Source organism: Streptomyces sp. SA15 (assembly GCF_002291145.1).
Classification (GTDB): Bacteria; Actinomycetota; Actinomycetes; order Streptomycetales; family Streptomycetaceae; genus Streptomyces.
Genome location: NZ_NTGE01000016.1, coordinates 48,041 through 62,270 on the forward strand (window position 1 = coordinate 48,041; position 14,230 = coordinate 62,270).

The window sequence follows — 14,230 nt, forward strand, 5'->3', positions numbered from 1 at the left end:
GCCTCGTATGCGAGCCCGCGGGGCGGGAGCGCCCCTGGCGGGCGAAGACGGCGGGCGGGAGTCCGGCGTCCCCCGCCCGCCGCCGCTCAGTCGCCCTGCACGGGCAGTTCCTTGATCCGGATGTCACGGAAGGACACCTGGTCGTCGGCTCCGTGGTTCTGGATGCCGACGTGCCCGTCCCGCAGGCTCCGGGCCGGATCGGTGTTGGTGAAATCGTTGATCTTCACGCCGTTGAGCCACACGCGCAGGCGTTCGCCCTCCACGCGGATCTCGTACGTGTTCCACTCCCCCGGCGGATTCAGCGCGCGGTCGCGCTTCTTCAGGTCGGCGGACCGGAAGCCGTAGACGGACCCGGTGGTCTTCTCGGGTACGTCGGTGGCGTCGATCTGGATCTCGTAGCCGTTGTTCACGGCCGACCACGGGTCGTCCGAGGGCGGGAAGCCCACGAACACACCGGAGTTGTCGTCGCCCGACTCACTGGCCATCTTCCAGTCCAGCTTCACGGAGTACGCCCCGAAGCCCCGGTCGGCGTACCAGAGCATCCCCATCCCGCCCGACGACGTGATCGTGCCGTCGTCGTCCAGGGTGAAGGAGCCCGGGCCGGCCTGCTGCCAGCCCTCCAGCGAGCTGCCGTCGAAGAGCGGACGGTATCCGGTCTCCGGTCGACAGTCCGCCTGGACATCGCCTATCGCATACCGGATTCCGCCTGTCAGATGTCGACGGAATGCGGGCTCCGCGAAGGACTCCTTCGTGTGACCGCCGCCCGTGTAGAAGGCGCGGCCGCCCTGGTAGTTCTGGCACCAGGCGATCGGGTGATCGCCGTGCATGGTGCCGCCGGTGTACGACGACTCGTCGAGCGAGGCGAGGACGTGGGCCCGCTCCCGGGGGTTCGAGCGGTAGTTGTACCACTCGTCGGTGCGCTCCCAGGTCCTCGAAAGGCCCGAGGTCGCCGGGTGGGCGCGATCCTCGACGTGGACCTTCGCGGGCTGGATCGCCGGGTGCGACTGGAAGTAGGCGCCGGCCAGGCCGCCGTAGAACGCCCAGTCGTACTCGGTGTCGGCGGCCGCGTGAATGCCGACGTAGCCTCCGCCGCGGTGGATGTAGTCCTCGAAGGCCCGCTGCTGGGCGGGGTCGAGGACGTCGCCGGTCGTCGACAGGAACACGACCGCGTCGTAGCGCCGCAGGTTGCGTGCGGTGAACGCACTCGCGTCCTCGGTCGCGTCGACCGTGAAGCCGTCCGTCTCGCCGAGTTGCTTCACCGTCGCGATGCCCTCGGGGATGGAGTCGTGCCGGAAGCCGGCCGTCTTGGAGAAGACCAGCACCCGTTTGTCGTCCGCGGGTTGCGAGGCAGCCGGTTCCGAGACGCAGCCCAGCAGCAGGGCCGCGCCCACAACGGCGGTACTCAGTCTTCGGGTTGGGCGCATCATCGTCACCTCCGGTCAGCTCGTCGTGAAGGTGAAGTCGTCGACGTCGTACAGGGCTCCCGTGCCACTGCCCTTGAAGACCAGATAGAGCGTGGTCGTGCCGCGGGGGGCGCGCGCGAGGTCGGCACTGACGTCCTGGAAGGTGTCCCAGCCGCCGGTCACCGGCACTTTCGCCTTGCCGAGCAGGGTGCCCGTCGAGGACCCCGCACGGACCTCGAGGGTGCCGCCCGCGCCGCCGGACGAGATGCGCGCGGTGATCGACTTGGCGTTGCTCAGGACGTACGGCGTGAAGGAGATCCAGTCGCCGTTGTTGATGTCGCCGACCGTCTCGCCGCCGTGCGCGGTGTCCTTGGTGATGACCGAGACGCCGGAGCCGTTTCCGAAGTGTTCGGCCTGGCGGTGCTTGGGCTGGGTGACGTTCTGGTCGTGGGTGGTGAGCGGGGCCTGGCCGCCGCCTCCGCCGTCGGTGTACTCGGCGTCGAAGACACCGAAGATGTTGGCGTCGTCGTCGTGGCCGCCGTCGGCGCTGGTCTGGATGGTGCCGGTGCAGCCGTTCGCCGAGGTCACCGGGTGGCCGTGGCTGTCGTGGCCGAGGATGAAGGTGACCTTGACCTTCGCGCAGTCGATGTTCCTGCCGTCCTCGACGTCGGTGACGCGCACCTTGAACGGGATCGCGTCACCGAAGCTGAACAGCTGCCCGTCCTTGGGGAGTTCGAGCGTCACCTTCGGCGCGGTGTTGCCCACCACGATCTGCACACTCGCGCTGCCGGTGCGGCCGCTCGGGTCCTTCGCGGTCAGCGTCGCGGTGTACGTGCCGTTCTTCTTGTACTTGTGCGTCGGGTTCGGCTGCGTCGACTTGCCACCGTCGCCGAAGTCCCAGCTGTATGTGAGGGCGTCACCGTCCTGGTCGGTCGTGCCCTCGGAGGAGAAACGTACCCTCAGCGGCGCCTGCCCCGATGTCAGGTCGGCGGCGGCCTGCGCGACCGGGGAGTGGCCGTCGGTCGCGTTCTCGATACGGTACAGGGCCGAGTGCTCATCGCCGCCGAACCAGGCGGTGCCGTAGTCGAGGACGTACAGCGCCCCGTCCGGGCCGAAGGCCATGTCCATCACCTGGGTGCCGGTCCACGGCACGTCGTTGATCGACTGAACGGTGCCGTTGCCGTCGCTGCTGATTCGCTTGATCCAGCGGCGGCCGAACTCCCCGGCGAAGAAGTCCCCGTCGTACGCCTCGGGGAATTTCACCGGCGAGTCGAGAGAGGCGTCGTAGTGGTAGACCGGGCCGCCCATCGGCGACTCGGAGCCGCTGCCGAACTCGGGCAGGGAGCCACCGTCGTACGGTATCCAGGCGGACTGGGCCGGGGGCAGGTCGGTGAGGCCGGTGTTGTTCGGCGAGGTGTTCTTCGGCGCTCCGCAGTCGAAGGCCGCTCCGGATGCACCCGTCGCGAAATCGTATTCAGTGTACGGGTCATTGTCGCCCGTGCAGTACGGCCACCCGAAGTTCCCCGGAGCGGTCACCCGCGCGAACTCGACCTGACCGGCCGGTCCGCGGGCCGGGTCGGCGGCGCCTGCGTCGGGGCCGTAGTCGCCGACGTAGAGGATGCCGGTCTTCTTGTCGACGCTGAAGCGGAACGGGTTGCGGAAGCCCATCGCGTAGATCTCGGGCCGCGTCTTGTCCGTGCCGGGCGCGAAGAGGTTGCCGTCGGGGACGGAGTAGGAGCCGTCGGCGTTCACCTTGATGCGCAGGATCTTGCCGCGCAGGTCGTTGGTGTTGCCGGCCGAACGCTGGGCGTCGAACGCCGGGTTGCGGTTCGCGCGCTCGTCGATCGGCGTGAAGCCGTCCGACTGGAAGGGGTTGGTGTCGTCGCCCGTCGACAGGTACAGGTTGCCCGCCGCGTCGAAGTCGATGTCGCCGCCGACGTGGCAGCAGATGCCGCGGGAGGCGGGGACGTCGAGGATCTTCTTCTCGCTGGCGTTGTCGAGGGTGCCGTCGGTGTTCAGGACGAACCGGGACAGCCGGTTGACGCCGTCGAAGGGCGCGAAGTCGGCCGCGGTGCCCGTCTCGGGTGCGTCGCCCGCCGGGGTGTTCAACGGGGGCGCGTAGTAGAGGTAGATGAAGCGGTTGGTGGTGAAGCCGGGGTCGACGCCGATCCCTTGGAGGCCCTCCTCGTCGTGGGAGTAGACGTCCAGCTTGCCGGCGAGTTTGGTGTTGCCCGCGGCGTCGGTGAGGCGGAGTTCACCGTCGCGCGAGGTGTGCAGGACCGAGCGGTCCGGGAGGACGGCGAGCGACATGGGCTCGCCGACCTCCGCCTCGCCCTTGGCGAGGGTGACCTGCTGGAAGTCCTCGGCCGCGGCAGCCCCCTCGTCGGCGACGGCTGCGCCGGCCTGGGGTGCGTTGAGGGTGAGGGTCGCGCCTGCCAGCAGTGCGCCGCTGAAGAGCGCCACCGCTTTGCGGAAGGACAGGCGTCGTCTGTGGGTCTCGTTTCTGTCGGTGCTGGTGGTGCGGTCGTTCCCGTGCACGGGTGCCTCCAGAATGGGGCCGGTTGTACGGGCGGGTACGTACGCCGGGATGCGCCGTCATCCCGGAGAGCGAAGGAAGATCAGTTGCCGAACGCCGCGTCGAAAGAGGCCGACGGGGGCTCGAAGTCGTATGCCTTGAGGCGGGTGAGGGCCTCGGGGGCGCCCTGGAGCCGGTCCATGCCGGCGTCCTCCCACTCGACCGAGACGGGCCCCTGGTAGTCGATGGAGCGCAGCATCCGGAAGACGTCCTCCCAGGGGACGTCGCCATGGCCGGCCGACACGAAGTCCCAGCCGCGGCGCGGGTCGCCCCACGGCAGGTGGGAGCCGAGGCGGCCGTTGCGGCCGTCGAGCCGCTTGCGGGCCTCCTTGCAGTCGACGTGGTAGATCCGGTCGCGGAAGTCCCACAGGAAGCCGACAGGGTCGAGGTCCTGCCATACGAAGTGGCTCGGGTCGAAGTTGAGTCCGAAAGCCGGTCGGCGGTCGACCGCATCCAGTGTGCGTACGGTCGTCCAGTAGTCGTATGCGATCTCGCTCGGGTGGACCTCGTGCGCGAACCGCACGCCCTCGGCGTCGAAGACGTCCAGGATCGGGTTCCAGCGCTCGGCGAAGTCCTCGTAACCGCGCTCGATCATCGACTCGGGGGCGGGCGGGAACATGGCGACCAGGTGCCAGATGGCGGAGCCGGTGAAGCCGATGACCGTGTCGACGCCGAAGGCCGCCGCGGCGCGCGCGGTGTCGGCGATCTCGGCTGCGGCCCGCTGCCGTACGCCCTCCGCCTCACCGTCGCCCCAGATGCGGGCCGGCAGGATCGCCTGGTGGCGTTCGTCGATGATGGCGTCGCAGACCGCCTGGCCCACCAGGTGGTTGGAGATGGCCCAGCACTTCAGTCCGTACTTGTCGAGCAGGGCCCTGCGGGAGTCGAGGTACGACGGGTCTGCAAGCGCCTTGTCGACCTCGAAGTGGTCGCCCCAGCAGGCGAGTTCGAGTCCGTCGTAGCCGAAGTCGCGGGCGAGACGGCAGACCTCTTCCAGCGGGAGGTCCGCCCACTGGCCGGTGAACAGCGTGAACCTGCGCGGCATTTCTCTGCGCCTCCTCAGACCGCGATGGGCGTGTAGACGGAGTTCTTCTCGGCGCTCTCCTCCACCGCCGCCAGCACGCGCTGCACCTGCAGCCCGTCGGCGAAGGAGGGTTCGGGTTGCCGCCCCTCGGCGATCGCGTGGACGAGGTCGCGGGCCTGGTGGACGAAGGTGTGCTCGTAGCCGAGGCCGTGGCCCGGCGGCCACCAGGCGTCCAGGTAGGGGTGGTCGGGTTCGGTGACGAGGATGCGGCGGAAGCCGGCGTGCGCCCCGGGTTCCGTACCGTCGTGGTATGCGAGCTCATTGAGGCGCTCCAGGTCGAAGGCCAACGAGCCGCGCTCGCCGTTGAGTTCGATGCGCAAGGCGTTCTTGCGGCCGGTGGCGTAGCGAGTGGCCTCGAAGGAGGCTAGGGCACCGGAGGTGAAGCGGCCGGTGAACAGGGCCGCGTCGTCGACGGTGACCTGTCCACTGCCGACTGTAGACACGGCGGACAGGCCGCCGGTGGGTCCGCCGGGCAGCGGGCGCTGCCGTACGAAGGTCTCGGTCAGCGCGGAGACGCCGGCCAGCCGTTCGCCGGCCAGGTACTGGGCGAGGTCGACGATGTGCGCGCCCAGGTCCCCGAGCGAGCCGGAGCCCGCCTGTTCCTTGCGAAGCCGCCAGGTCAGCGGGAACTGCGGGTCGACCAGCCAGTCCTGAAGGTACGTCACCCGCACGTGCCGCAGCGCTCCGAGCCGACCCTCGTCGACCATCCTCCGGGCCAGCGCGGTGGCGGGCACCCGGCGGTAGTTGAACCCGACCATCGCCAACCGGCCGCGCCCGTACGCCGATTGTGCGGCCGTCACCATGGCCTCGGCCTCCTCGACGGTGTTCGCGAGGGGTTTCTCGCACAGAACGTGCTTTCCGGCGGCGAGCGCGGCGAGGGCGATCTCGGCGTGGCTGTCGCCGGGAGTGCAGATGTCCACGAGGTCGATGTCGTCCCGTTCGATCAGGGCCCGCCAGTCGGTCTCGGTCGTCGCCCAGCCCTGCCGGTCGGCCGCCGCGCGCACAGCGGCCGCGTCTCGCCCGCAGACGGCGGCCAGGACCGGGCTGAGCGGCAGGTCGAAGACGCGGCCCGCGGTGCGCCAGCCCTGGGAGTGGGCGGCGCCCATGAAGGCGTAGCCGACCATGCCGACGCGCAGGGGCGGCTTCTCGGCTCCGGGCCCTTCTGACTGCTGGGGCTGTGCCATGCGGAGTGTCCTCCTCGTGGTCGTGGCGCGGTGGGGGGTGCGGCCCGGCCCGTGGGCGGGGCGGGCTCCTCGGAGGGAGGGCTCACTTGAAGCCGGTGGACATGTACTGGTCGACGTTGGTCTTGTCGACGACCGCCGAGTAGAGCGTGAGCGACGCCGGGATCTCGTATTCGGCGAGGCCGCTGACCCCCTTGGCCTGGCCGAGGGCGCGGGCGAGGTCGATCGCGGAGGCGGCCATGGTCGGTGGGTAGAGGACGGTCGCCTTCAGGACGCCGTTGTCCTGCTTGATGGCCTGGAAGGCGGAGAGCGCGCCCGCGCCGCCGACCATCAGGAAGTCGTCGCGCCCGGCCTGCTCGATGGCGCGCAGCGCGCCCACTCCCTGGTCGTCGTCGTGGTTCCACAGGGCGTCGAACTCCGACTGCGCCTGGAGGAGTTGGGCCATCTTGGCCTGCCCGGACTCGACGGTGAAGTCGGCGGCCTGGCGGGCGACCTTGCGGATGTTGGGGTAGTTCTTCAGCGCGTCGTCGAAGCCCTGGGTGCGCTGCTTGGTCAGCTCCAGGTTGTCGAGCCCGGCGAGCTCGATGACGCGGGCGTTCGCCTTGCCCTTGAGCTTCTCGCCGATGTAGTGGCCGGCGTTGAGACCCATGCCGTAGTTGTCGCCGCCGATCCAACAGCGGTACGCCTGCGGCGTGTTGAAGATCCGGTCGAGGTTGACCACGGGGATGCCCGCGCGCATCGCCTTCAGGCCGACCTGGGTGAGCGCCTTGCCGTCGGCCGGCAGTACGACCAGGACGTCGACCTTCTTGTTGATCAGCGTCTCGATCTGGCCGATCTGCTGGGCGGTGTCGTTGGAGCCCTCGGTGATCTCCAGCGTGACGTCGGAGTACTTCTTCGCGCGGTTCTTGGCGTTGTCGTTGATGGCGTTGAGCCAGCCGTGGTCGGCCTGAGGGCCGGCGAAGCCGATGGTGACCTCCTTGCCGGGCTTGTCCTCGGCGGCCGGCTGGTCGTTCGCGGCGGGCTCGTCGCTGTCCGGATCATTGCTGGTGCAACCTGTGAGAAGGGCACCGGCCGAGACGGCGGCGGTCCCGAGGAGCAGTCCTCTGCGACTGGTGAAGCGGCTGGTGAAAGACGTCGGCTCTGGCATGGCGGTGAACCCTTTCCTCAGGTCGTGCTCGCGGTACGGCGCTGGACCAGCACGGCGGCGACGATGATCGCGCCCTTGGCGATCTGCTGGACGTCGCTCTGCAGGTTGTTCAGGGCGAAGATGTTGGTGATCGTGGTGAAGATCAGGACGCCGAGCACGGAGCCGGTGATGGTGCCGCGGCCCCCGCTGAGGAGCGTGCCGCCGATGATCGCGGCGGCGATGGCGTCGAGCTCGTAGAGGTTGCCGTTGGTGTTCTGGCCGGAGCCGGACAGGATGATCAGCAGGAAGGCGGCGATGCCGCAGCACAGTCCGGACAGCAGGTAGAGGTACAGCCGCTGGCGGCGTACGTCGATGCCGGCGAGCCGGGCCGCCTCCGCGTTGCCGCCGACGGCGACCGTACGGCGTCCGAAGGTGGTCCGGTTCAGCACCAGCCAGCCGATGATCGTCACTACCGCGAACACCATCACCAGCGGCGGAACGCCGAGCACGTAGGAGTCGCGTTCGCCGAGGTCGAGGATGCCGTCGACGGTGACGATCTGCGTGCGGCCGTCGGTGATCTGCAGGGCCAGGCCGCGTGCGGAGGCCAGCATGGCGAGCGTCGCGATGAAGGGGACCATCCCGCCGTACGCGATGAGCAGTCCGTTGACCAGACCGCATCCGAGGCCGACGAGGACCGAGGTGAAGAGGATGCCGCCGAAGCCGTACTCCTGCGTGGCGACCGTGGTCGCCCACACCGAGGCCAGCGCGACGATCGCGCCGACGGAAAGGTCGATGCCGCCGGAGGTGATGACGAAGGTCATCCCGACGGTGACGACGCCGATCACCGAGGCCTGGGTGAGGACGAGTTGGAGGTTGCGGGTGTCGAGGAACTCGTCCGGCTTGGTGATGCCGCCGATGAGGATCAGTACGGCGAGCACGCCGAGGAGGGAGAGGGTGCGCACGTCGGCGCGGAACACGAGGGCGCGCCAGGCGGGGGCTTGGGCCGCCGGGGGTACCTTGTCGGCACTGTCCCTGGGCGGGGAGACGGGCTGCGTCATGATGCGGGGCTTCCTTCCATGACGAGGTCGAGTACGCGGTGTTCGTCCAGGTCGCGGGCGGCCGCCGTGTGGACGACGCGGCCCTCGCGGAGCACCAGGACGCGGTCGGCGAGGCCGAGCACCTCGGGGACCTCGCTGGAGACGAGCAGCACGGCGAGGCCTTCATTAGCCAGTCGACGGACGACTGCATACAGTTCGGCGCGGGCGCCGACGTCGACCCCGCGGGTCGGTTCGTCGAGCAGCAGCACCCGGCAGCCGCGCAACAGCCAGCGGGCGAGGACGGCCTTCTGCTGGTTGCCGCCGGACAGGGTGCGCACCGGCACGGACGGGTTGTCAGGTCGCAGTGACAGCTCTCGGGTTGCGGCCCTCGCCGCGCCCTGCTCGGCGCCCCGGTCGATCCAACCGCCGCGGGAGAAGCGGGACATGGAGGAGACGGAGACGTTGCGGGTGACCGACTCCAGCATCAGCAGGGCCTGGGCCTTGCGCTCCTCGGGGGCGAGTCCGAGGCCGGCGCGGACGGCGGCGCGCACGCTGCCGGACCGCAACGCCCTTCCGTCGACGAGGACTTGACCGGCGGTGGGTTTGCGGGCGCCGTAGATCGTCTCCAGGATCTCGGAGCGGCCCGAGCCGACGAGTCCGGCGAGGCCGACGATCTCGCCCGGCCGGATGTGCAGGTCGAGCGGCTCGAACTCGCCCTCTCGGGCCAGCCCCCGGACCTCCAGAACCGGCGTACCGTCCGGTGCCGCCGCGGGCCGCTCCGGGAAGACGTATTCGACGTTGCGTCCCGTCATGAGCGCCACGACCTCGCGGGTCGGCGTCGTCTTCGCGGGCAGCCCGACCGCGACGGCCCGCCCGTCCTTCAGGACGGTCACCCGGTCACCGATCCGGCGGATCTCCTCCAGGCGGTGGGAGATGTAGACGACGGCGACTCCATCGGCGGTGAGATCGCCGACGATCCGGAAGAGGTTGTCGACCTCGTCCGGGTCGAGGGCGGCGGAGGGTTCGTCCATCACGATGAGCCGGACGTCGTGCGAGAGTGCCCGCGCCATGGACACGATCTGCTGCTGGGCGGCCGACAACTCCCCCACCAGGCGGGCGGGATCGATCTCCGGATGCCCAAGTCGCTTCAGAAGGGAGGCCGTTGACGCTCGCGCGACCTTGCCTCGTACGACGAACCCGGCCGCTGTGGGTTCATGGCCGAGGTGGACGTTCTCCGCCACGGACAGGTGTTCCACCAGGTCGAGTTCCTGGTAGATGGTGGCGATGCCGAAGCGCATCGCGGCGATCGGCGAGCGGAGCGTGACGTCCTCGCCGCGCCAGCGGATGGTGCCCGTGTCGGGCTGGTGGGCACCGGCGAGGACCTTGATGAGCGTGGACTTGCCGGCCCCGTTCTGGCCGAGCAGGCAGTGCACCTCGCCGGCCTGGACGTCGAGGTCGACGCCGTCGAGGGCCCGGACTCCGGGGAACGACTTGGTGATGCCGGACATGCTGAGCAGCGGTGGTTCTGATGCCATCAGGTTCCCCTTGGCGGGCGTGCGGGCCGGTTCAGGGCAGGGCAGAGCAGGGGGCGGTGCTGGTGAGCTATATACAGTGAGCTGTATGCAATGGGCCGTATGACTTGAACTGTAAAAAGTGAGCCGTACGTAGCGAGCTGTATGTGGTGAGCTGTATGGAGTGCGCGTATGCGCTGGGTCGTACGAAGAACGATGCTTACGCGGGTGAGAACAGGTGGTCGCTGATCAGGCGGGCCGCACCGATCACTCCGGCGGTGGGACCCAACTCCCCGAGAACGATGGGCAGATTGCCGGTCGCAAGCGGCAGCGACTGGCGGTAGACCTGGGTGCGGATCGCGGCGAGCAGGGTGTGGCCAAGGCCGGTCACCCCGCCGCCGATCACCACCAGGCCCGGGTTGAAGAAGCTGACGAGTCCGGCGATGACCTGGCCGGTGCGGTTGCCGCCCTCGCGGATCAGGTCGAGCGCGGTGGCGTCGCCCGCGGCGGCCGCGGCGGCGACGTCGACGGCGCTGAGACCGCCGTTCGTCTCCAAACGGGTCGCGAGTTCCGCCGACAGGCCCTGCTGGGCCGCCTCCGTGGCGTCCCGGGCCAGGGCCGCCCCGCTGAAATGGGCCTCCAGGCAGCCCCGGTTGCCGCAGGCGCACGGGCGGCCGTCGGGCACGGCCTGGATGTGCCCGATGTCGCCTGCGCTGCCCGTCACACCGCGGTGGACCTCACCGCCGGCGACGATGCCGCAACCGATGCCGGTGCCGATCTTGACGCAGAGGAAGTCGCCCACGGAGCGCGCGACGCCCGCGTGCATCTCCCCCATCGCCATCAGGTTCACGTCGTTGTCGACCATGACCGGGCAGCCGAGTTCCTGGCTGAGCGCCTCCCGCACCGGGAAGCCGTCCCAGCCCGGCATGATCGGCGGGGCGACCGGTACGCCCTCGGGGAAGCGGACCGGTCCCGGGACGCCGATACCGGCGCCGTCGTAGCCCTCCGCCAGCCCCGAGGCCCTCAACTTCGCGGCCATGGACAGGACTTGCTCGAAAACCGCGACCGGTCCCTCACGTACGTCCAGGGGCTGGTTGAGGTGTCCGAGAATCTCCAGCTCGGCGTTGGTGACGGCGACGTCGACCGAGGTCGCGCCGATGTCGACGCCGAGGAAACGCAAGGCCGGGGCCAGCCGGATGTTGTGGGAACGGCGGCCGCCACGCGAGGCGGCGAGTCCGTCGGCCGCGACCAGGCCGGTCTCCAGCAGCCGGTCCACTTCCACGGCCAGCTTGGACCGTGAGAGATCGACCTGATCGCCCAGCTGAGCACGGGAGTTGGGACCACCGTCCCGCAACAGCTTCAGCAATCGGGCCTGATGGGCGTTCGCGGGTCGTGCCGTCATGCGTCTCACGAGCCCCTCCCCGCCTCCATCGGCCACCGGTTGGCTGGCTTTCGAGGGGAACGTAGCAGTGGTCGCCGAAGGTGGGAAGAAGTTACGCAGAGATTGCCGCAGACTTTCTCCACTCGCAGGACAAAGAGCCGCGGTGGTATGGCGCCCCCCGCACCGTCACCGCAGGATGGACACCACCGCACCCGGGCCGACACGGCCCGGGACGGGAAAGGGGGACCGAGTGATTCTGGTGACGGGTGCCACGGGGAACGTGGGCGCCGAACTCGTGCGCGCTTTGGCTCAGTTGGGGGAGCCGGTGCGAGCGCTGAGCCGTTCCGGCCGGGCGGACGAGGGGGCGCCGGGGGCGGAAGCCGTGGCGGGCGATCTGAACCGCCCCGAGACGGTGCGGAACGCGCTGGACGGCGTACGAGCCTTGTTCCTGATGTCCGGTTACGGCGGGCAGCGGGAGATCCTGGCGGACGCGCGGGCCGCGGGCGTGCGGCGGGTCGTGATGCTGTCCGGGAAGTCGGCGGGCACGGGCGACACGGGCAACGCGGTCGCCGGCTATCTGATCGACGCGGAAACCGCGGTGCGCGAGTCGGGGCTGCCGTGGACCCTTCTGCGGCCGACCAGCTTCATGTCGAACGCGCTGCGGCTGGTGGACCAGATCCGCAAGGGGGACGCGGTGCGGGTGCCGTTCCCGGACGTGTATACCGCCGACATCGATCCGTATGACATCGCCCAGGTCGCCCTGACCGCCCTGTTGTCGGACGCGTACGCGGGCCGCGCCCTCGAACTGACCGGCCCCGAGGCGCTGTTGCCCGCCGACCGCGTCCGCGTCCTCGGCGAGGTGCTGGGCCGGAAACTGCACGCCGTCGGGCTCACTCACGAGGAGGCGCGCATCGAGTTGGAGGCCGGTATGCCGAAGCCGTATGTCGACGCGTTCTTCAGTTTCTTCGTCGACGGCACCCTGGACGAGTCGGTGGTTCTGCCGACGGTCCAGGAGGTCACGGGCCGGGCTCCGCGTACCTTCGCCGAGTGGGCGCGGGGGCACGCGGAGGCGTTCTGAACGGCGATCCCAGGTACGGCTACGACCGGTTGTACGGCTACGACCGCTGGCGTGCGTGGTACGAGCGCCGCGTGTGCTCCGTGTGCTCGCGCATCAGCCGGGTGGCGAGTTCCTCGTCATGCTGGGCGATCGCATGGATCATTGCCTCGTGTTCGACCCAGGACTGGTGCCCGCGCTGCCGGGCGACCGGCGTGTAGTACCAGCGCACCCGGCGGTCGACCTGCGCCGCCAGTTCGGAAAGGACGGCGTTGCCGGCCAGCTCCATGACCTTCGCGTGGAAGCGGGCGTTCAGAGCGACGGCGGCGTCCACGTCGTCCTTGGCGACGGCCAGCTTTCCCTGCGCCAGCAGCCCGTACAAGGCGTCAAGACCTGCCTTGTCCGCGTTCGCGGCGGCGAGCCGGGCGGCCTCGGCCTCCAGCAGGGTCCGTACGGTGAGGAGCTGGTCGGCCTCCTCCTCTGTCGGCTCGTGCACGAACGCGCCCTGGGCGGGCCGCAGATCGACCCAACCCTCGGTGTTCAGCCGCTGCAGCGCCTCGCGCACCGGCTGCCGGGAGACGCCTAGGTGCCCGGCGAGTTCGCTCTCGACGAGGTGCTGGCCGGGCTGCAGGGCGCGGGTGGTGATCAGTTCGAGCAACGCCTCGTAGACCCGCTCGCGCAGCGGCCCCGGCCGTTCCAGCTTGGGCACGGCCCCCTGCGGCAGTCCTGTCGACAACATCGCGGTCCCCCTCCTCGGCAGGGCCGTGCACAGCGGCTGTGGAGCCGGTGTCACCTGTAGACCCAGTATCGATTGCCTTTCGTCTACAGTCTACGGTGCACAATGACCAGGAAAACGGGGAGTTGGCCTCGTCACACCCCGTTGTACCGGCACGTCAGGGGCAGCGGACGACCTGTCCGGCGTACGAGAGGTTCCCGCCGAACCCGAAGAGCAGTACCGGATCCCCCGTGGAGATGGCCCCCTGCTCCACCAGCTTGGAGAAGGCGAGCGGAATGCTCGCCGCGGACGTGTTACCTGATTCGGTGACATCGCGCGCGACCACGGCGTTGACGGCGCCGATCTTCTCCGCGAGGGGTTCGATGATGCGCAGGTTCGCCTGGTGCAGCACGACGGCCGCGAGATCTGCCGGGGCGAGCCCCGCGCGCTCGCACGCCCGGCGGGCGAAGGGCGGCAGCTGAGTGGTCGCCCAGCGGTAGACGCTCTGCCCCTCCTGCGCGAACCGCGCCGGCCGCCCCTCGATCCGCACCGCGTGCCCCATCTCGGGCACCGAACCCCACAGCACGGGCCCGATCCCGGGCGCGGAAGCGGAATCCGACGGCGCCGCCTCCACGACGGCTGCCCCCGCCCCGTCGCCGACGAGCACGCAGGTGGTGCGGTCGGTCCAGTCGGTCACATCGGACATCTTGTCGGCGCCGATGACCAGCGCCCTGCTCGCCGCGCCCGCACGGACGGTGTGGTCGGCGGTGGCCAGGGCGTGGGTGAAGCCGGCGCATACGACGTTGACGTCCATGGCGGCGGGCGACGGGATGCCGAGCCGGGCGGCGACGCGGGCGGCCATGTTCGGGGAGCGGTCGACGGCGGTGGACGTGGCGACCAGGACCAGGTCGATGTCGGCGGGCGTCAGGCCCGCCGAGGCGAGCGCCTTGGCTGCGGCGTGCGCGGCCAGCTCGTCGACCGGTTCGTCCGTCCCGGCGATGCGGCGCGTGCGGATGCCCACCCGGGACCTGATCCACTCGTCGCTGGTGTCGACCAGGCCCGCCAAGTCCTCGTTGGTGAGTACCTTGGCGGGCTGGTAGTGGCCGACGGCGGCGATGCGCGTGCCGTTCATGGTCGATCCCCCTCATTGTGCTGCGGATAGCGGG

Annotated in this window: 11 protein-coding genes; 1 reads left to right on the forward strand and 10 read right to left on the reverse strand. The window is 69.9% G+C overall.

What is annotated here, in order from left to right; genetic code table 11:
* Positions 1-86 precede the first annotated feature (86 nt).
* From CLM62_RS02595 to CLM62_RS02630, 8 genes are all read right to left on the reverse strand, one after another.
* Positions 87-1,424: a ThuA domain-containing protein gene (locus CLM62_RS02595; protein ID WP_095748264.1), complete on the reverse strand. Its 1,338-nt coding sequence runs from the start codon at positions 1,422-1,424 to the stop codon at positions 87-89.
* Positions 1,425-1,439: 15 nt separating this feature from the next.
* Complete coding sequence (locus CLM62_RS02600; protein ID WP_095748237.1) at positions 1,440-3,941, reverse strand: PQQ-dependent sugar dehydrogenase; 2,502 nt, start codon at positions 3,939-3,941, stop codon at positions 1,440-1,442.
* A gap of 80 nt (positions 3,942-4,021) precedes the next feature.
* Complete coding sequence (locus CLM62_RS02605) at positions 4,022-5,020, reverse strand: sugar phosphate isomerase/epimerase (protein WP_095748238.1); 999 nt, start codon at positions 5,018-5,020, stop codon at positions 4,022-4,024.
* Between the two features lie 14 nt (positions 5,021-5,034).
* Positions 5,035-6,243: a Gfo/Idh/MocA family protein gene (locus CLM62_RS02610; protein ID WP_095748239.1), complete on the reverse strand. Its 1,209-nt coding sequence runs from the start codon at positions 6,241-6,243 to the stop codon at positions 5,035-5,037.
* An 82-nt stretch (positions 6,244-6,325) separates the two neighbouring features.
* Positions 6,326-7,387 carry a substrate-binding domain-containing protein gene (locus CLM62_RS02615; protein WP_095748240.1) on the reverse strand — a complete coding sequence of 354 codons (1,062 nt, stop codon included), beginning with the start codon at positions 7,385-7,387 and terminating at the stop codon, positions 6,326-6,328.
* A 17-nt stretch (positions 7,388-7,404) separates the two neighbouring features.
* Positions 7,405-8,424, reverse strand: a complete 1,020-nt coding sequence (locus CLM62_RS02620; RefSeq protein ID WP_095748241.1) for an ABC transporter permease — start codon at positions 8,422-8,424, stop codon at positions 7,405-7,407.
* Entirely contained in the window at positions 8,421-9,938 is a 1,518-nt protein-coding gene (locus CLM62_RS02625) for a sugar ABC transporter ATP-binding protein (protein WP_095748242.1), read from the reverse strand. The genes CLM62_RS02620 and CLM62_RS02625 overlap by 4 nt, the downstream gene beginning before the upstream one ends.
* 196 nt (positions 9,939-10,134) lie before the next feature.
* On the reverse strand, positions 10,135-11,316 hold the full coding sequence (locus tag CLM62_RS02630) for an ROK family transcriptional regulator (RefSeq protein WP_095748243.1): 1,182 nt from the start codon (positions 11,314-11,316) through the stop codon (positions 10,135-10,137).
* 229 nt (positions 11,317-11,545) lie between these two features.
* On the opposite strand from CLM62_RS02630, the gene CLM62_RS02635 reads away from it, so the two are divergent.
* Positions 11,546-12,373 (forward strand): NAD(P)H-binding protein, encoded by an 828-nt coding sequence (locus CLM62_RS02635; protein ID WP_095748244.1) that lies wholly within the window; start codon positions 11,546-11,548, stop codon positions 12,371-12,373.
* Positions 12,374-12,410: 37 nt separating this feature from the next.
* Here the strand turns inward: CLM62_RS02635 and CLM62_RS02640 are convergent, their stop codons facing one another.
* Both CLM62_RS02640 and CLM62_RS02645 read right to left on the reverse strand, forming a co-directional pair.
* On the reverse strand, positions 12,411-13,088 hold the full coding sequence (locus CLM62_RS02640) for a GntR family transcriptional regulator (protein WP_095748245.1): 678 nt from the start codon (positions 13,086-13,088) through the stop codon (positions 12,411-12,413).
* A gap of 154 nt (positions 13,089-13,242) precedes the next feature.
* Complete coding sequence (locus CLM62_RS02645; RefSeq protein WP_095748246.1) at positions 13,243-14,196, reverse strand: beta-ketoacyl-ACP synthase III; 954 nt, start codon at positions 14,194-14,196, stop codon at positions 13,243-13,245.
* Between the last annotated feature and the right edge of the window lie 34 nt (positions 14,197-14,230).

Bases quoted from the DNA above. Each gene is read 5' to 3' on its own strand.
- CLM62_RS02595 (WP_095748264.1), bottom strand. From the start codon at position 1,424: ATGCGCCCAACCCGAAGACTGAGTACCGCCGTTGTGGGCGCGGCCCTG.
- CLM62_RS02605 (WP_095748238.1), bottom strand. From the start codon at position 5,020: ATGCCGCGCAGGTTCACGCTGTTCACCGGCCAGTGGGCGGACCTCCCG.
- CLM62_RS02610 (WP_095748239.1), bottom strand. From the start codon at position 6,243: ATGGCACAGCCCCAGCAGTCAGAAGGGCCCGGAGCCGAGAAGCCGCCC.
- CLM62_RS02615 (WP_095748240.1), bottom strand. From the start codon at position 7,387: ATGCCAGAGCCGACGTCTTTCACCAGCCGCTTCACCAGTCGCAGAGGA.
- CLM62_RS02620 (WP_095748241.1), bottom strand. From the start codon at position 8,424: ATGACGCAGCCCGTCTCCCCGCCCAGGGACAGTGCCGACAAGGTACCC.
- CLM62_RS02625 (WP_095748242.1), bottom strand. From the start codon at position 9,938: ATGGCATCAGAACCACCGCTGCTCAGCATGTCCGGCATCACCAAGTCG.
- CLM62_RS02630 (WP_095748243.1), bottom strand. From the start codon at position 11,316: ATGACGGCACGACCCGCGAACGCCCATCAGGCCCGATTGCTGAAGCTG.
- CLM62_RS02640 (WP_095748245.1), bottom strand. From the start codon at position 13,088: ATGTTGTCGACAGGACTGCCGCAGGGGGCCGTGCCCAAGCTGGAACGG.
- CLM62_RS02645 (WP_095748246.1), bottom strand. From the start codon at position 14,196: ATGAACGGCACGCGCATCGCCGCCGTCGGCCACTACCAGCCCGCCAAG.